Origin of the sequence: Phyllobacterium sp. OV277 (assembly GCF_900104355.1) — a bacterium.
Taxonomy (GTDB): Bacteria; Pseudomonadota; Alphaproteobacteria; order Rhizobiales; family Rhizobiaceae; genus Phyllobacterium.
Window position 1 is genome coordinate 46,352 of sequence record NZ_FNIY01000012.1, and the last position, 19,429, is coordinate 65,780.

General features: G+C 53.0%; 11 protein-coding genes. 3 read left to right on the top strand and 8 right to left on the bottom strand.

Annotation, left to right across the window (positions count from 1 at the left end):
* Positions 1–4: 4 nt before the first annotated feature.
* Positions 5–4,144, bottom strand: a complete 4,140-nt coding sequence (locus tag BLU05_RS23600; RefSeq protein WP_091885735.1) for a Pls/PosA family non-ribosomal peptide synthetase — start codon at positions 4,142–4,144, stop codon at positions 5–7.
* Between the two features lie 398 nt (positions 4,145–4,542).
* Between BLU05_RS23600 and BLU05_RS23605 the strand changes: the two genes are divergently transcribed.
* Positions 4,543–5,430, top strand: coding sequence for a helix-turn-helix domain-containing protein (locus BLU05_RS23605; RefSeq protein ID WP_091885738.1), 888 nt, complete (start codon positions 4,543–4,545; stop codon positions 5,428–5,430).
* A gap of 232 nt (positions 5,431–5,662) precedes the next feature.
* On the opposite strand, the gene BLU05_RS23610 is transcribed toward BLU05_RS23605, so the two are convergent.
* The 6 genes from BLU05_RS23610 to BLU05_RS23635 form a co-directional block, all read right to left on the bottom strand.
* Positions 5,663–7,303: a sensor histidine kinase gene (locus BLU05_RS23610; protein WP_175540730.1), complete on the bottom strand. Its 1,641-nt coding sequence runs from the start codon at positions 7,301–7,303 to the stop codon at positions 5,663–5,665.
* Between the two features lie 534 nt (positions 7,304–7,837).
* A complete protein-coding gene (locus BLU05_RS23615; RefSeq protein ID WP_091885744.1) occupies positions 7,838–8,809 on the bottom strand; it encodes an ABC transporter ATP-binding protein in 972 nt (323 codons plus the stop codon).
* The gene (locus tag BLU05_RS23620) at positions 8,806–9,783 is read right to left on the bottom strand and encodes an ABC transporter ATP-binding protein (protein ID WP_091885745.1); all 978 of its coding nucleotides are present in this window, start codon (positions 9,781–9,783) and stop codon (positions 8,806–8,808) included. Before BLU05_RS23620 ends, BLU05_RS23615 begins: the two co-directional genes overlap by 4 nt.
* A 7-nt stretch (positions 9,784–9,790) precedes the next feature.
* Positions 9,791–10,780 carry an ABC transporter permease gene (locus BLU05_RS23625; RefSeq protein ID WP_210184634.1) on the bottom strand — a complete coding sequence of 330 codons (990 nt, stop codon included), beginning with the start codon at positions 10,778–10,780 and terminating at the stop codon, positions 9,791–9,793.
* Complete coding sequence (locus tag BLU05_RS23630; protein WP_091885750.1) at positions 10,740–11,702, bottom strand: ABC transporter permease; 963 nt, start codon at positions 11,700–11,702, stop codon at positions 10,740–10,742. Before BLU05_RS23630 ends, BLU05_RS23625 begins: the two co-directional genes overlap by 41 nt.
* Before the next feature lie 23 nt (positions 11,703–11,725).
* On the bottom strand, positions 11,726–13,429 hold the full coding sequence (locus tag BLU05_RS23635; RefSeq protein WP_091885883.1) for an ABC transporter substrate-binding protein: 1,704 nt from the start codon (positions 13,427–13,429) through the stop codon (positions 11,726–11,728).
* A 514-nt stretch (positions 13,430–13,943) separates the two neighbouring features.
* Between BLU05_RS23635 and BLU05_RS23640 the strand changes: the two genes are divergently transcribed.
* Complete coding sequence (locus BLU05_RS23640; protein WP_091885753.1) at positions 13,944–14,483, top strand: putative pterin-binding protein; 540 nt, start codon at positions 13,944–13,946, stop codon at positions 14,481–14,483.
* A gap of 180 nt (positions 14,484–14,663) precedes the next feature.
* On the opposite strand, the gene BLU05_RS23645 is transcribed toward BLU05_RS23640, so the two are convergent.
* The gene (locus BLU05_RS23645; protein WP_091885756.1) at positions 14,664–16,997 is read right to left on the bottom strand and encodes a tetratricopeptide repeat protein; all 2,334 of its coding nucleotides are present in this window, start codon (positions 16,995–16,997) and stop codon (positions 14,664–14,666) included.
* Between the two features lie 444 nt (positions 16,998–17,441).
* Here BLU05_RS23645 and tssI point away from each other — a divergent pair, with 444 nt between their 5' ends.
* On the top strand, positions 17,442–19,397 hold the full coding sequence (tssI, locus tag BLU05_RS23650; RefSeq protein ID WP_091885885.1) for a type VI secretion system Vgr family protein: 1,956 nt from the start codon (positions 17,442–17,444) through the stop codon (positions 19,395–19,397).
* Positions 19,398–19,429: the final 32 nt, after the last annotated feature.

Sequence of the window (19,429 nt, forward strand, 5' to 3'; positions counted from 1 at the left end):
CCAGTCAAGCGGATGTCTTGGAGCCGCTATTAAAAACTGGAGTGACGAACCGATGCAGCTTGGCCGGGTTGCCCCGCCATATGGAGTTTGGTTCCAGTACTTCACCCTTCATTACGAATGAGTCGACGTCGACCATCGATCCCTCGCCCATTACGACACCGTAGTGAACAAAAGCGGCAGGCCCCAGCGTACAACCCTTGCCGATGCGGATGAAGTCGGACTTGAACGCACCTTCTTCCAGCGAATGGGCCTGAATGACGCAACCTTCATTGAGAGTGGTGTCATCGCCTATTTCCACCAGTGAGCGCTCGGTCAGGTTGCTGCCGCCATCATAAACCCTCTTGCCGACCTTGACGCCCAACAGACGCAAGATCATTGGCCGGAATGGAGTGCCTCCAAACAGGCGGGTAATGGGCGAATCCGACAGCTTCCAATGGCGTTCATGGTGCCAGAAAGGAGCATCATAGATCGTCGTCATCTGTGGTTTCAGCTTGCCAAAACCAAGACTTGCCCGCTCAAGCAGAACATAGAAAGGAATGGTGATCGCCGACGTCAGGAGTACGGCGACGAAAAGCGCGACCTCTGCCCATTCGGTATAATAGTTCAGCGCCCGATCCCAAATAACCAATGTGGCAAATAGCATGACCCATTGAGCCGCCAGAAACAGAAGTGCAGTCACTGCATTGTAGCGGTTCTTGAATATCAGGCGACTACGGCGTTCATCCTCACTGATGCCAGCGATAAGTTCCTTGTCCCGGTTCACCATACGCGGGATTTCGAAGGAAGGTGAGCCCAGAAGGCCCACATTTTCGCGGATCGGTCCGTCAATGGGAATCATCACTTTGGTGCCGAGCAGGCAGTTGTCGCCGGTTCGACCGTCTGACGGATAATAGATATTGTTGCCCAGATAGTTGCGCTCGCCAATCTTTGTATGTTCAAGCCGGAATGCTGAGGCGGATTTGTGCATGTTGATCATAAACAGGCCGTCCGACACCATGGTTTGGCTGCCTATCTCGCACAGGAGAGGATTTTCGTGTTGTTGATTGCTGCCAAAATTGGAACCTGTTTGCACAACCTTGTTGAGGTTCCAGCCAATGGCATGGATGTAGTGGACGATCGCGGAGCTGTCGCCGAACAGGATATTAAGGACGCGGGAATTACTACTGAACTCGACAACAGTCTGCAGCCAGTAACGGAAGCCGTAAAGGGTGTAGGCCCGGCCAGATTTCAAAACCACACTGAACAAGCGAGGCACCACAAGTGCCGAGAACAGGGCTATCGCGATATATCCAAATAGCGTGACGGTGGTCCCGATAGCAACAATACCTATTGTCTCCTGATAATCGTCGCTGACATTCTGCCAATAGCTGTGGAACAGGAGCGGTACAGGTGTAACAAAAGCAAACAGGCCCACAAGTTGAACCGCTTCATAAAGGACGCGCCTGACATTGGAGGAATTCACATTGCGGACTTTGCAATATTCTGCCGTCGTTGGCACGGCTGGTGATCCATGCCAGTGCGCGCCATCAGGAATGTTCTGTCCCTGCTGAAGCGAGGATGCATGGCCAAGCTGGGCGCGGTCGCCCATTTTGGTGTTGATGTCGAGCGTCGATCCCACACCGACGAACGCATCGTGGCCGATGGTCAGCGGGCCCGTATGGATATAGCCGGCTTGAGCGCGATAGCCGAGTATCATCGATTCCTTGCGCAGGATCGTGTTGTCGCCAATGGATATGAGATCCGTGCAAACGGGCACGGTGCGGCATTCAATGACAGTGTTTCGCCCGAGCTTGGCTCCAAGGAGACGCAGATAGATGCTGTAAAGGGGGCTGCCGCGGAACAGAACAACAGGCGCCGTGCGGATCAACGTTTGAACGACCCAAAACCGGTAGTAACGCAAGCCCCAGATGGGAAACGCTTCCGGCTTCCACCGGCCCACGAGGGCCCATTTCGCGATGATTGCAACGCCCGACATTCCGAAGAAGACGCCCCCTGAGAGCAGCACGCAACGCAGGTACAGTTGCAGCGGTTCGTCGAGTTTGTCGTAGGTCCAGTTGAGCCCACGATTGAATGCCCACAAGCCTATATAACTATAGAGCCCGTAAAATAGCAGCTGCGCCATTCCGCAGATCCAATAGGCAATGTTCGACGCCCGGTGCGTAAGAACGCGCTCATTGGTGGCAGTCGTCATTTCCTCCGGGATACGCAGATGTTGCGCGAGGCGCGCCACCGTCGGGTAGAGGTAGATATCCCGCATGGACGCCGTCGCCCATTCTTTTCTGGTACGCACACGCGCACAGAAGCGGGCCATGAGCAGAGAATTGGCACCAAGATCGTCGAAGAAGTTGTCCTCCATGGACACCTCATCGAATTTTAGCACTTCGGCCAGCGCCACACCCAGAAAACGTTCGTCGTCATTGCCGGGTGGTACGATCGTTCGCTCGGCCGAAAGTCGAACGCTTGTTGGTTTCGGAAGCTGACGCGTATCTGTCTTGTTGGCAACTGTCATCGGAATTGCTGACAGTTCTTCCAGATAGGAAGGCACCATATAATCGGGCAAGCGCCGTTTCAGCTCCCGGGCAATGTCAGCACGGGAGATTGTTGGCAACCCCGTCTTGGGTGCATAATAAGCCACGAGTTCCACGCGACCCGGTTCAATTTCCCAGGTTGTGACAGCCGCCTGTGCAATCTCTGGCTGATCCAGCAATACCGCTTCGATCTCTCCGAGTTCGATGCGATAGCCGCGAATTTTTACCTGCGTGTCTATACGGCCGTGATATTCAATCTCTTGGCCGTCATTGATCCGGCCAAGGTCGCCCGTCCGATAAATGCGCTTCGATGGGTTGTTCGGCAGGCCAATGAAATCGGGGATGAACTTCTGTTCGGTCAGATCAGGCCTGTTGAGATAGCCCACGGCAAGTCCGATGCCGGCAATGCAGATTTCACCCAATTCTCCGGGCTCGGCAAGTGCCGGTATCGTCGGATCAAGGACGACAATAGAGTAGGTGGGTAGTGGAGCGCCGATCGTCACGGGCCTATCCGGCGTGAGCATACCCATTGTTGCTGTAACAGTGGCTTCAGTCGGGCCATAGGTGTTGAGGATTTGGCGGCCGGGCTTCGACCAGCGCACCACCAGGTTGTGGGAGCACGCCTCACCGCCCACCAGTAGCGCCCGCAAAGTCGGTACGTCGCTCTCTATGGAGGAAAGCAGTGTCGGGCTGCAGGCCATGCAGGTAACGTCATTCGTCCGAAGAAAATCGGCAAGCTCCTCGCCCACCAGTGTCAGCGGGCCCGGTGCAGGCACCACCGTTGCACCGGCGACAAACGGCACCCAGATTTCTTCCGCCGAGAAATCGAAGGCAATGGTCATGCCCTGGTAAACGCGGTCTTCTGGCCGGTACCCATAGGATGCCGCAGCGACCCGCACAAAATTGCAAATACTCTGATGCGTGATGACCACGCCCTTGGGTCTGCCAGTGGTTCCTGAAGTGTAGAGAATGTAGCAGACATCGTCGGATGTGGAGGTCACAGCCGTTGATGGCAATGGCTTGTCAGACATTGCCGTGATTTCCGCGGCAACGCTATCGATCAGTACGTTGGGTACAGGCAGCTGTTCGACCCGGGACGAATAGGCCGCGATGGAAACAAGCAGCCCAACACCGGCGTCTTCGATGATGAGCTTCATGCGCTCTTCAGGAAAAGCCGTAGCAAGCGGAACGAAGGCTGCTCCCGCCTTCATCACAGCGAGCAAGGTAACGTAGGTCTCGGCGGATCGGTCGAGAAGGAGGCCCACCCGGTCGCCCGGTCGCACACCCCGGTCAACGAGGATGCGGGCAAACTGGTTGGCGCGTTTGTTCAGTTCACGATACGACCAGACACGGCCCTCAGAGATCACGGCCGGTGACAAATCATATGCCACAGCGAGCTGTTCGAAGAACTTGTCAAGGCGCTCGCCCGGCCGTCCTTCATGCGCAAAATCGGCACCCGTCAGAATCTGAGGGTGTGCGGCAATTCCGGAAGCGGGGGTGTTTTTCACAGTCGCATCAGCACTTCCGAAACCAGCCGTTGTTCCGGACTGATCACTTGCATTCTTCGCCGCGCCCATATTGAGTCCGGCACCGTCAACCCCGTGTTCCATTTCCATACTTTCTAGTCATAGCCCAAGCATCGCCGCGCATATGTTCGCGCAGGGCATCATGCCATCTCTTCACAAAGCATTGTCTATCGGCTGGCTATGCGCCGTGGCTGAAATGACCTCTCCGTCATGGATGCGGAATACCCCAAGCTTCCATAAAAGAAAAGCCCGGAACTCCAGGTGGTCAATACTATAAACTCCAATTGCACTACATGAAGGCTGAATGATATTACATAATAACCATGATTCAGAACACTGAGCGCTTGGTCCAGTCGCCAATCAGGCCATCAGGGATATCCACTGAGGGATGTCAGGTTAGCTCTTCTGTGACGGGAAAGGTCTTTTGGTTGATGGCCTTATCTGGCAATGTGCTTTAATCAATAGACTTTGGATTGGGAGGAAGGTCGATGCGACCGGATCTTGAAGTCGTGCAGATGAATCGCGGCGAAGCATTCAGGACTTTGTCACACGGCTACCCCTATCATACAGTCAGATGGCACTTCCATCCTCAATATGAAATCCATCTGATAACAGAGACAACGGGTTACTATTTCGTCGGGGATTTTATCGGTGAATTTGAACCGGGCAACCTGGTGTTGACGGGACCGAACTTGCCACACAACTGGATAAGCAATATTCCAGACGATCAAATTATCGACACGCGTGATTTAGTTGTTCAATTTACTCAGAAGTTTATGGAAAACACGATAGAATTGATGCCGGAGCTATCTGTTTTCAAGGTATTGTTGGATGAAAGTCCGCGCGGCCTGTTGTTTGATACTGAAACTGGAGTCGCTGTTGGGCCCTTGCTCCTGGAACTGCTCGATGCAAGTGGAGCACGCCGTATTGCGCAATTTATGAGCATTATTGACAAATTGATCAATGCTCGGGAGCGAAGGCAATTGGCAAGTCATGCGTACATGCCAGATCCTTCCGGCTATATGTCCAGCTCAATGAACAAGGTGCTGTCCTATATCTCTGAAAATCTGACGACGTTTGGCAAAGAAATTAGCCTCGCGGCTATTGCTGAGCAGAGTGCCAGTGCGTTCTCGATGGCTTTTCGCCGGCACACAGGCATGACTCCGGTGCATTATGTAAATCGCTTGAGGATTAATCTGGCTTGCCAGCTATTGACGAGCGAGGAGCACATGACGGTGACGGACATTTGCTACGAAGTTGGCTTCAATAACCTTTCGAATTTTAATCGCCAGTTTCTGACGCTGAAGGGCATGCCACCTTCTCGGTTCCGTTCATTGCACGCGGTGCAATTTGCAAGAAAGACGGCCAACCAATAAGTCATTATCCGCAGAGTTGAGCCGCTTGTACAATTGTATACCGCTCAGCGTCCAAACTGATTTGTCTGTTGAGGCAGAGCCTATGGCCTATCGCAAATTGTAAGAATTGCAGTGAACGGCAAAATGTTATGACAACGTCAGAATGAGGTAATCTCCTGACTGGATGATGTTGATGTCATTTCCGTATTTGCTTCTGGGGATCACTTGCGACAAGACGAGACACTCGTCGCGCTCATGCGGCCTTCGTTGTAGGGAAGGTCAACATAGGCGCGATGTCTAATTTTGGCAGTGTTACCGTGAACACCGCGCCGTTCTTGTTCGACGCCGAGAGCACTCCATTGACGCGTTCTACTATTCTCTGCGACAGAGAAAGTCCCAAGCCCATTCCGCTGTCTTTGGTCGTGAAGAAAGGTTGGAATAGCTGCTCAAGTGTCTCCTCACTCAAACCGGAGCCGTTGTCGGATATACGGATGATACTGTTGTTCTGATCGATGAGGGTTTCAATTGTGATGCGTTTTACTGTCTGATGCGATGCGCTCAGTGCGTCAATTGCATTGCGGACGAGATTATGGATAACCTGCTCAAGTTCTATTTTATTGATGCTCGCAGTGGGTGATGGTTCAGCAAGATCAAGCATCAATGAAACCCCTTGGCGCTTGATTTCCGGATTGAGTATTTCAACAATGTCCAAGATTGAACTGTTGAGTTCGGTGGCTTCCGGGGAGGCGCTTTTGTAGACAATATAGTCTCGGATTCTTCCAAGTATCAGACTTGCCCTCTTCGCCTCGCGAATATTAGCGGTCATTGTTCGCCGCAGAAAATCAGTCTGGGGAATAGCTTCACCTTCCTCGAGAGTCTTGAGGCTGGCCTGACTCTGATTGAGCAATGAGGAAAGCGGCTGGGCCAGCTCATGAATGATACCGGCTGCAAGCTCACCGACCGCGTTAACACGGGCTGCATGCTCCAACCGGGTTTCCTTTTCCAACCTTGCGGCACGCTTGAGTGCATTGTCTTCGGATCGTTGCAACCGTCGCGAAAGCTGGTGCTGATGCAGGGCATAATAGCTGGCTACCACCGCGATTGTGGAGAGGCCGCAATACACAATCAAATCTATTAGAGTGAAGAGTTCATACAGTTTGACGGTTTCACTCAGGTGAAAGACTGTCTTTTCCGAAAATCTTGTCGAGTCATCCGGCATAATATTGGGCGCGCTTGAAACGATTGTTCTGTTGGATTGAAGCTCGAAGGAGAATGGGGCGTTCTGTCGATCATTCAGTCGAATGATGGGGGTGTCGCCGATATCCCACTCCATTTTGGGAGAGCCATCCTGAAGCAGCGGCTTGATCATTTCCTCCGCATCGACAAGCATGACAATAGCATAGTGAAAATTGGCATTCTCAGCATGCGCGGTCGTAATATATTGCCCGGGAAAATTGATATCTGCAAAGGCGCGGAGCGTGCCATGGGGCTGGTTGACAACTTTCGGCAGAATTGTCTGTATCGCCGCATCGTTCTGGTCCGCGGGGAAGTTTGCCATCCGTCTGGCATATAAGGGATTGTCGTCCTTTGGGAGCTCATACAAGTTCACCGTGCGGATTCGTGGGTATTGTTTCATTGTATGCTGCACCAATGAGCCGAATATTTTCATGGCTTCCAGGTCGGATAGAGTAGCGAAAATCTCGAAGGATCTGACGAAAGCAAAATTCTGGGTAATGCGGCGGTCGAGGCAATCGGCGATTTCATTGGCTTTTGCCGAGAACGCGTGTGACTTGTCCTGAAAGGTCATGAACCCGGAAATTGAAACATACATCACCTGCGCCAAAAACCAGATCGACGCCGCAATAATCAGGGATGGTTTCAAGGCTTTTCGCAATTTTCCATTCATCCAGTTGGGTTACGTGACAAAACAATCGCAGAGCGATTTTGCGTATTTGATTTGAGACAAATTTCGTGCGTGGTTTGCACGTCATTGACGGGCATTTACTCCGCACAACAGATTCCTCCCCCTTGCGAGGTTATGGAACCAGGCGCGGTCAAGCTAAGATCTTCAGCTGTGTAACGTTCTACCCAATTCGGCTATTGGAGCCTATTCGACTATCGGAGTAGCGGTCTTCGATCAACGCGGGCACCTAAGCGAATGTCTTGGCTCAAACGCTGAAATCGCAGTCATTCGTGGGTAACGTCTGTAATCTACCTTCTTCTACAAAGGATGATTGCAGATTAGTGTTCTATCACAATGATCGCTACATTGCGTTTAAAGCCAGACTGATACTTTTTTCAATTATTGGGATTCCGGAGTGAATTTTAGCAGCCGTGCCCGTCAGACAATCTTTGCGACAATATGATCTGATATCTGGCTCGTCAGCCTGAAGACGATGCACGCCACCTGATCATAATTATTGCAACGTCAGGCGAGGTGGCAGGCAACGTGATGACCGTTATCGAGCGTCCGCAGTTCCGGCACCTCAATCCTGCAACGGTCGACGGCCAATGGACAACGGGTGTGAAAGCGGCATCCGGCCGGCGGTGCGGCGGGGCTTGGCAACTCACCTTGCAGCACAACACGGTTGCGGCCCGCGTCTGGGTCAGCCACGGGGATGGCTGACAGAAGGGCCTTGGTATAGGGATGGCGTGGATGGTCGAAAAGTGCGTTGCGGCTCGCCGTCTCAACGATCACGCCGAGATACATGACTGCGATTTCATCGCAGAGATGCTCGACAACAGCCAGATCGTGCGAGATGAACAGGAAGGTCAGTCCCTGTTGCTCCTTGAGGTCGGAAAACAGATTGATGATCTGGGCCTGGATCGAAACGTCAAGCGCCGAGACGGGTTCGTCGGCTATGATCAATTCGGGCTTCAATGCCAATGCTCGGGCGATACCTATACGCTGGCGTTGACCGCCGGAGAATTCATGCGGGTAGCGTGCGTATTGGTAGGGCGCAAGGCCGCAGATGCGCATTACCTCCAGCACTGTCTCGCGTAACTCTGCTTTACGAACCAGACCATGCGCCAGAAGTGCTTCGCCGATCGCATCGCCAGCCCGCACCCGTGGATTGAGCGATCCGTAAGGGTCCTGGAACACCAGCTGCATTTTCGGTCGCAGTGCCGCCAGCGCCTTGCGGCCGCCAGCCTGAATGTCTTTGCCATCAAAGCGTACGGTGCCGGTTGTCGGCTTGTAGAGCCCCAGCATGGCGCGACCGAGTGTTGACTTGCCACTACCGGATTCGCCGACAAGTCCGAAAGTGGTACCGCGGCGGATACGAATGTTCACTCCATCGACGGCCCTGACATGACCTGAGACCTGACCGAACAGCCCGTCACGGATCGGGAAATGGATCTTGAGGTTCTCGACTTCAAGCAACGCGGAAACGTCTGTCATATCGCCCCCGACTGAGCCAGGAAACATGCGGCACGATGTGGTGCGTCCGCTAGGCCCAGCGATGGAATGCCTGAGCGGCAGATATCGACCGCAGCAAAGCAGCGTTCGGCAAAAGCACAATAGGCAGGGAGCCGCGCGGGACTGGGTACTTGACCCGGAATGGAAACCAGACGGCGCAACCGTTGGCCGGGGACTGGCCGCGAGGCCAAGAGGCCGCGCGTGTAGGGATGCTTGGGGTGTCGCAGGACGTCACGAACCGTGCCAGTTTCAACCACCCGGCCAGCATACATCACGATAACCCGGTCGGCCAGTTCTGCTACCAGCCCAAGGTCATGGGTGATGAGCATCAGAGCTGTGCCTTCATCCTGTTTCAGCCGATTGAGCAGGTCGAGGATTTGAGCCTGAATAGTAACATCGAGCGCTGTCGTTGGTTCGTCGGCGATCAGCAATTTTGGTTTACAGCTGAGGGCGATGGCAATCATCACGCGCTGCAACATGCCGCCGGAAAGTTGGTGCGGATAGCCTTCGACAATCCGCTCGGGCCGAGCAATGCCGACACGCGTCAAGAGAGCAATTGCCTCTGCCCATGCCGCTTTTGGTGGCATCTTGCGATGCTCGATCAACGGTTCAACGATCTGCTCTCCGATAGTCAGGACTGGATTGAGCGAACTCATTGGTTCCTGAAAAATCATGGCAATCTCGTTGCCGCGCATCGTCCGCATGGCTTCCGGTTTCAGGGTGAGAAGATCCTTGCCGCGATATAAGATCTGACCGCCAGCGATATATCCGGCCGGACGGGAGACCAGACCCATCAGCGACAGTGCTGTCACGCTCTTGCCGCAGCCGGATTCACCAACCACGCCAACAGTTTCGCCCTCGCCAATGCTGAAGCTGACATCCTGCACCGCGCGGGCGATGCCCTCATCGGTTTTAAAATGGGTTGACAGGTTCTGGAATTCGACAAGCGGGGGCATGTTCGGCTTACCGTTTCATCTTCGGGTCGAGTGCATCGCGCAGCCCGTCGCCCACTATGTTGATGGCAACCACAGTCAGGAAGATTGCAACGCCCGGCGGCATCCACAACCAGGGTCGGCGCTGGAAGTCGACAAAGCTGTTGGCGGTATCCATCATATTGCCCCAGGACGGCGTTGGAGGAACCACGCCAAGACCGAGATAGCTGAGATAGGCCTCATTCAGGATGGCACTGGCAACGCCTATGGTCGCTGCCACGATCAGGATTGGTACCGTGTTGGGCAGCAGATGGTGGAACAGCCGCCGGTGCAATGGCAGGCCTAGAACCTCCGTCGCTATCATGAAGTCACGCTCACGCAGTGACAGGATCTGGGACCGCACAAGGCGCGCCACCGTTACCCAGTTTGGCAGGCTGAGCATGAGGATGACGAGATAGATGCGCTGATCGGGTGGCACCTTCAACTCGGACAGCACGGCACCAATGATAATGAGAAGGGGCAGCGTCGGGATGGTCATCACGAGATCGGCCCCACGCATAATCACGGCGTCGATCAGGCCCCCGAGGTAACCGGCAACCGCGCCCGCAATGTAGCCGATGACCACCGACAAGAATACCGAAGCGAGGCCAACCGTCAGTGAGATACGACCGGCTGACATCAATCTTGCCATGATATCGCGTCCAAGGAAATCCGTTCCAAGCCAATGCTTCATGCTTGGCGGACGGTTGACGCTGAGCGCATCGGTGGCGTTCAGATCCCAGCGGCTGACGAATGGTCCAACCACACAGATGAGAACGATCAACAATAGTATAGCCAGTGCCGTCATGGCAGTGGCGTTGCGGCGCATCCGCCATAATGCGTCACCAAGCGGTGAGCGCGTCGAGCCGAGATGCCCGGTCAGTGCGAGCAGTTCGACCTGACGTGTTCGGTTTCGGCGAAAAGGATTGAAGGAAACCATTCTAACCTCGCCGTAGCCGGATTCGAGGATCGGCGGCAGCATAGGCAATATCAGCCAGCAAATTGCCAAGTATGGTCATAGCGGCCAGAACCATTGTGAAGCCCATAAGCACCGGATAGTCACGCGCTGCCAGTGTGTCGATCTGAATGTGTCCGGCGCCGGGCCAATTAAAAATCTTCTCGGTGACGATGGCCCCGGAGAACAGGCCGGGCAGTTCGAAGCCCAGAAGCGTGATCATCGGCAACATCGCATTGCGCAAGGCATGTTTGAAAATGACGGTTCGTTCTTTCAATCCCTTGGCCCGTGCGGTGCGTACAAAGTCCATCGAGAGAGCCTCAAGCATGCTGGCGCGGATGTAGCGCGTCAGGCTTCCGGCCTGCAGCGCAGTCAGCACCAGAACCGGCAGCACCATATGTGCTGCGACCTCCATGACCCACGCGAAACCTGTTGTCTGGCTACCGGTGCTTATCATCCCGCCAACCGGTAGCCAGCGCAGGTCAACCGCAAACCATTTGATCAATAGCAGGCAAAGGAAGAAGACCGGAAAGGACATGGCGCCAAAGATCGCCAGCGTCACAATGCGGTCGTACCAGGAATAGGGCCACACCGCTGCGGTAATTCCGGCGAGCAGCGAGACAAACCAGTAGAGAAGTAGTGCCGTTCCACCCAACAGGAAGGAATTCCAGATGTATTGGTTGAGAAGTTTGGCAACTGGAATCTGATACTGCATGGAATAACCGAGATCACCCGTCAGCAAATGCCCCAGCCAATCGAAATACCGGTCAAAAACAGGCCGGTCGAGGCCGTAGAGTGCCTTCAGCTCCGCCGCCCGTTCGGCGGTCAGATTGATGTTGCCGTCGATGAAATCGCCCGGTGTCAGGGCGAAAATAAAGAAAATCAATGCCGAGGCTCCAAGGAGCATCGGCACCGACAGCAACAGCCTGCGAATAATGAAGTTTTTCATGTTCGGCAGCACGCCATGTGACGTTACTGCGCGATCTTCAGGTTTGGCAGGCTGGAGATTATGCCATTGTAAATATCAGGGTTGAAGCCGCTGACCCGGCCATCTGCAGCAGACAGGATCTTGCGATAGGCCAGATAAATCACTGGCGGATCTTCAGCCAAAACCTTGTAAAGCTCATGGTAGATCGCCTTGCGCTTGTCGATATCCGTGGTGGCATTGCCCGCATCAACAAGCCGATCGACGTCTGCATTATGATAGCCGCGGCGGCCAATTTCTCCAGTCGCCGATATAAAGTCTTCAACGCCGTCATGCGGGTCGTTGATGCCTGACGTGCGGTAGGTCGCCAGATCAAAATTACCGGATTTCATCTTGGCCAGCATGGCATTGAAATCGGATACTTCGGGCACCAGATCGACACCGATCGCTTTGAAGTTTTCTTTGGCAATCGGGATCAAAGCATCGTTGATCAGCGATTTGGTTGCCAGCAACGTCAACGACAGGCGCTGGCCGTCCTTGGTGCGGATGCCGTCTGGTCCAGCTTTCCATCCGGCTTCATCGAGAAGGGCAGCAGCCTTGGCCGGGTCATAAGCATAGGGTTCGATGCCGGACGGATCATAGGCCCATGAAATAGGAGCGACGGGTATAGTCGCGACCTGTCCGTAGCCCTGATAGACCACGCTGACCAGTGTTTGCCGATCAAGCCCATATGTCAGGGCGTGGCGCACCTTGGCGTCCTGCAGTGCCGGTTTCTTCTGGTTGAATTCAATCATGCTGTAGTCGCTGGAGCCGTAAAGATTGATAGCAGCGAAGCCGAGGCTCTTCAGCGTATCAATGTTGTCCTGATTGACCGAAAAGCCGTCATAATCGGTCTCACCTGTCTGAAACAACTGCAGCTTGGTGGCATCCGAGGTGATACGGTAGATGAAGTTTTCAACGCCAGGCTTGCCGCGGAAATAATGCGGGTTGGCGTGAAACCGCACTTCTTGTCCCGGAATATACTTGTCGAAAACATATGAACCGGCACCAAGCGGATTATTACCCAAAGCACGGATACCATCCAGCTTGCCACGCGCGAAGCCATTGCCGTAATGCGCCTTGGAAAGCACGGGTCCACCGATCAGATACGGCGTCTTAGCGCCCGGTTGTGTGGCGGTAACCTGCAGCGTCTGCGGGTCGATCACCTTGAGGCCAGAGATACTATCAGCTTTTCCGGCTTTATATTCGGCTCCACCAGCTATGGCGGCGGGGGTTATATCGGTCTCTCCCTCATAGGTTGGATCATGTAGTACAGTCAGGGTAAAAGCCACGTCCTCCGCTGTCAGAGGCGAGCCATCGCTGAAAACCAGATCGGGGCGAAGCTTTAACGTATATACCAGACCATCCGGACTGACAGTCCACGAGTCAGCCTGTTCGGCGATGAGCTTGCCATGACTGTCATAGTTGATCAGCCGACCGAAGATGACATCGGTGACATTCTCATCCCAGCCATTGGTGAAGAAATAGGGGTTGAATATGCCCTGCGGCGAACTGATCGCTCCCACTACAGTATCCTTGCGTGTTTTGGCGACGGCAGGGATCAATGAAAGTTCCGTGGCGGGGGTGGTGCCATCCGGGAGCACATCATCCGCTTGGGCGGACGGGCTGAAAGCAAGGGCGCCAATGATCAATGCGAGGGAAACAAGGCTGGTTTGGCGACGGCGGACCGGGATCAGATCATGGAAGCGCATAGCGATATCCTTCATGACGGGAAGGTGGAACCTGCCCACCCGCGAAATGAAAGTCAACCGGAGGTGTTCATCAGTATGAACAGCCTCAACCGGTGCGTTAAATCCGAACTGTTGCGCGACTAGTCCCATTGTGAAAAATCTCATATGTCACCCTCAAATTGATCAGGGGAGCATAGGTCGACAGATTATATGTACAAAGTGAACTGTACCCATTTTGAGACCGATTGAGCAAAATCTTCTCGCCCCCACGCCCATTCGGAAATGACAGTTTCACCTACGTCTCTCGTCTACTCCGGGTCATATATAAAGTTGGGGTTGAATAGATTGGATAAGACCGGGATAACTGGCGGCGAATGAATCATCTGGGGAAGAGGTCATCAACATCTGCGCTTCAGCCAAAGCATCGTCCATTTAAAGAGGACGCAAGTTCCATGTAGCGAACGATGCTTTGGCGATATCCACTCCTTTATCGGGAGTTTGGATCACTCCTTCTAACTGACCAAAAGGAACGTCCATGCGTAATTATACAATTCCGATTGCTACCTCCCTCATGCTCATCTCGGGTATCACCCTGGTAAACGCCGCGCAAAACACGCCGAGCGTATTAACCATTGAGAAGGAAGCGGGGAAACCTATAGCGACCTTTACCGTTGAAGAGCTGGGTAAGGCATTCCCGTCCAAGACCCTGGAAACAGTTACTCCATGGACCAATGGCGAGAAACGCCGCTATCGTGGCGCTCCGTTGAAGGATATCCTCTCCAAGTATGGTTCAGCAGATGCCGCGACCGTTACAGGTGTTGCACTTGATGGCTTCGAAGCCAAGCTGGAGACGAAGGAAATCAAATCCTTCGATCCTATCGTGGCGACTGAGGTCGATTGTGTGGACGCTGACAGGCTGGCAGCCACGTGTACAAAAGATCAGGAATTCAGAGTGCTGACCGATGCGGATCGTGGCCCTTTCTATGTCGTTTGGCCCTACGATCAACTGCCAAAATCAACCAACACGGATGAGAATTACCGCTGGATCTGGTTCCTGGCAGCTCTGAGACCATAGTAAAAAACGTATTTTCCTTCAGTTTGAACTAAGGCCGACTGTGCTTAAACAGGGTCTGTTCCACTGCAAATAGCTTTACGAACGAACCAGCATTGAACAACCCCATCATGATCCTGATGGGGTTGATTTTCCGGCTCACGGTTAAGCATGAAAGATTTGCTCGAACGTCCCAAAGGTCCTTTAGTTGCTCCTTGTACCCCAAAGGTGATCGCGCAAGGATAGTGCGGGCTTGTATTCCGGTTTGATCTTGAGCGCCGCATCGAGATCAAACAGGGCTCCGTTGAGATTTCCCTTCACGCCTTGTAAAATTGCCCGCCTGAAATAGAGGGAAACATTCTGCGGGTCTGCTTCCAGCAATGCGTTCAATTCAGCGATATCGTGGTCGGCGTCGTCAGTCTTAATGCTTTCGGCAGCGAGCGAGAGTTCTGTGGGCACGCTTCCAAGATTGAGTCTGACGACCTCAATCAGATCAGCGAATGCGTCGGTGAATGCGCCCTTGCTTAGCCGAACATGAGCACGACCGCTGTATGCCTCCACGTAATTTGGATCAAGTTTGATGGCTTTTGTGAAATCCACTATTGCAGCGTCCGCATTTCCTTTCTTTAAGAAAGCGAATCCACGGTTGTTGTAAGCTGTTTGATAATCAGGGCGAAGTTCTATCAACTGCCCATAATCGGCAATCGCGCCGTCAATATCGCGCAGGACAAGGCGAGAATCGCCACGAAAGCCATATGAATCTGAATTCTTCGGGTCGAGCTTGATGGCCTGATTATAATCGTCGATTGATCCATCGACATCGCCGCCTTTAAATCGGATCAGCCCGCGACTCCTATAAGCGTCCGCGAGCTGAGGATCGAGCTTGATGGCCTGGTCATAATCTCTCTTGGCCTCGTCGATGGTTCCTTTTTCGAAACCAGCCTTACCGCGATAGTAATAGGATGTGCCATCCGTTGGATCGAGTGCAATTGCCTCGTTGAGGTCAATCAGTGCCTCGTCGAAATCACCCAGTCTAATTCGAACAAATCCTCTGTTCTTGTAAGCTACCGCAGATTGTGGGTTCAGTTGGACGGCCTGATCCAGATCTGAAAGCGCCCTGTCTAGATTCCGGACTTGTGCATAAGCAAACCCGCGACCAACATATGCGTTGGAGTCGGTCGTTTCGAGTTGGATTACATTATCGTAATCGGCAATAGCGCCAGTAAAATCCTTCTTTTCGATGTGAACAATTCCGCGATTTTTATAAGCCTTCACGTTTTTGGAATCGAGTTTGATGGCCCGATCATAGTCGGCTAAGGCCCTGTTCAGATCCCCTTTTGATTTATGAGCGGCACCCCGGTTGTAATAGGTATTGGAATCTTGTGAATCGAATTTGATTGCCAGATCGAAATCATCAATCGCCTTATCAAGTTTCCCGCGTTTGATATGGATCAGTCCACGATTGTTGTATGCACCGGCATATTCTGGGTTAATCTTGATTGCTTGATCGCAATCCTTCAAAGCATCGTCCAGTTTGCCTTGCTCCCAAAGACCCAGACAGCGGTTATTGTGGAGCACCGCATCGTTGGGGTTGCTCTTGATTGCCTCATTGAGGTCATCCAGGGCACCGTTAAAATCACCCAGTTTTATCCGGAGAGTTCCTCTATGCCTGTAAGCGGCAACAGATTTCGGATCAAGTTTGATTGCTTGATCTAGATCGGAAGCCGCTTTGTCCAGAACTCCGCGTTCAGTAAAAACAAAACCCCGGCCGGCATAAGCGCTCGCAAGGGTTGGATTGAGTTTGATTGCGATATCAAAGTCTTCCATTGCACCCGAAAAATCTTTCTTATTAATCCGGGCTGTTCCTCGATTGCCATATGTTTCCGCGATTTTGGGATCGAGTTTGATCGACTGATTGTAATCTACAAGAGCTTTATCAACTTCACCTTTATAAAATCGGGCAGCTCCTCGATCATTATAGAGGGATGACTGTGACGGATCGATTTCAATCGCATGGTCATAGTCAGCAATCGCAGCATCAACTTCACCCTTCTTAAATCGCGTCAGTCCGCGATTGCTGTAGGCCACTGTATATTTTCCGTCGAGTTTGATTGCCTGATTGAAGTCTAAAAGTGCTTTATCCAGATTATTCAACTTCATATAAACTCCGCCCCGGCTATTATAGCCGATGGCGTGATTGGGATCGAACGCTATTGCTTTGTCGAAGTCCTTCAGTGCGGCATCCATGTCGCCTTTGCGGAAGCTGGCCATCCCGCGATTGTGGTAAGCTATGACTAAATTGGGGTTGAGCTTGATTGCCTGATTGAAGTCGGCGATCGCCTCATCATATTTTCCCATCTCCAGATAGGCATTACCACGGTGGCCGTAGGCGAGGGCATTTGCAGGATCAACACGGATAATCGTGTTCAATTCGTAGATGTCCTGCGCTGGATCGCCCGGAAGCTTTTTTTCGTCCGCCAGCGCAATTGTGGACAAAAGCACAATTATTCCGAAACCGGCTGCACACACGCGTTTCATAGGATAATCCCCGCTGCAGGTCAGAACTCACATTGTATCAAGAGTTCACTCGACTTCAAAAGCGGGAGCTATAGTGTAAACGCACTATGCGGCGGTCTTTGGTTGGCCGAATTGGACGCTGAGGGGCTATCAATTATCCAGTAAGCGCGATGCAATCCTTGTCTTAACTCATGATCCGACGTCGATGTCTGCCAAAGCGCGGTTTTGGCCGTAATCATCAGAATGAAGTTCTGACATCTATATCCGGTTTGCGAGCTAGTGCCCGTCAAACTTTATTGGCATTTTCCTCACCGTTGATCGGTTTGAAAAAAGCATCTTAGTGTTCCAGAATGGGCGTCTTTTTTGATTGCCAAGGGCGGCGGAAAGAAATGCAACCGCATGCTTGGCACAACGGGAAGATGCGGCTATGTTCCAGCCTGCCAGTTAAACGGGGGTAGCAATCCGATGTCTGGAGAGGCATATCAGTTCGTAGAAGCAGGGTTGGAGCAGGCTGATCGACTCTTGCGGTTGTCTACGCCGTTGGGTGAGGATGTACTTCTTCCCGAAAAGTCGCAGATACAGGAAAAGATCAACGGCCTGTTCGAAATCGAAGTTGTCGTTAAGTCTAAACGGCTGGATGTCAAACCAGACGAGATCGTCGGCAAGACGGCTGATCTGTCCGTTGAAATTGCTTATGGGGAACGCCGGTACTGGAACGGTCTGGTGACCGGACTGATGGAGGGTCCTCCCGTGTCGCGCGGACTTCGCGCATACAGGCTGACAATCCGTCCTGAACTATGGCTGCTCTCGCAGCGCTCCGATTGCCGCATCTGGTTGGACAAGACGACTTTGCAAGTTGCGGAAACCTTGCTTTCCGAACACGGCATCAAGGCGCCGGTTACGGGCGGGGTGTTTGCTCCCCCGGCTCCCATCCATTATTCGGTGCAATGGAATGAAACCGATCTCGCCTATCTGACACGGCGGCTTGAACAGGACGGTCTTTTTTACTGGTTCGAGCATGAGAAGGGTCAGCATACGCTGCACATTGCCAGCCATTCCTATGGATATACGGAAGGTCAGGACACGGACGTGCGGCTTGCGGCAGGCTCCAGTGACCGGAACCATATCACCCGCTTCGAAAAGCACTTCCAGTTCATTCCGGGTAAAAGAGCCGGCGGTGACTGGAACTTTGAAATGCCGAGTGACCCGCAAGGTGGCAAGACATCCTCGCTGGTCTCGCTGCCGAAGAATACCGAGTACGAATTATATGAATATCCGGCCAAGGCGATGGACGGCGCTGCCAACGAAGCGGCAGTGAAATTGCGCATGCAGGCAGCGGAATCTGATCATGAGCAGATTGAGGCTGAATCGACGGTCAGAACCCTTGCCGCCGGTCGCAAGTTCAAGCCCTACGAAGTCGCCCACGCTGACGACCAGTTTGAAGAATATGTGGTGACGGCCATTATCCATCAAATGGTCGATCATTCCTATGAAACGGTTCAGGATGGGTCACTGGACTATACCAATAGTTTCACCGCACTTCCCGCGCGGCTTCCGGCAACACCGCACCGCACTACAGCGCGTCCGCGCATTGACGGTACCCAGGTTGCTATTATCGCAGGACCATCTGGCGAAGAGATCCATCCCGATGAATATGGACGGGTGAAAGTCTGGTTCCCGTGGGACAGGCGCGCCAAAAGAGATGGGTCCGATACATGCTGGATGCGCGTGATGCAGAGCTGGGCCGGTGTTGGCTGGGGCGCGCAAACCATACCGCGTATCGGCATGGAAGCCATGGTCACCTATATCGATGGCGATCCGGATCGACCGGTGATAGCAGGTCTGGTGCCAAACAAGCGGCAAAAAGTGCCCTATGGTCTTCCTGCCGCCAAAACCAAATCCGGGTTCAAGACGCAGACCCATAAGGGGCAGGGCTTTAATGAGCTGTCGTTTGATGACGACAATGGAAATGAGAAGATTTTTGTCCATGCCCAGAAGGATCTGAGCCGGATTATCAAAGACAATGAATCGACCACTGTCGAAAAAGGCAACAGGACGACCACCCTTCAGCAAGGTGATGAACACAAGACACTGGAACAGGGCAACCGGACGGTTAGCGTCAAAACAGGTGACGAAACCAAAACCATCGGTCAGGGTAATCTTTCCGAAAAGATAGCTCTGGCCCGCAAGACCGAAGCCAATACCATTGGGGCGAATGCAATAGCTGGCAAGGCTGGACCTGGGCTTATCACATATACAGCCGATGACCAGATCACCCTGAAGGTGGGCGTCAGCGAAATAACCCTGACGAAAAATAACATCATCATCAAGCACGCAGGCTCGGTTATCACGTTGGATGCACTCATCATTGACCAGATTGCCGGCAATATTCATCTGAACAAAGACAAGGGCGGAGCATAAGCGGAATGATGTTTCATTTCGACGAGGGATAC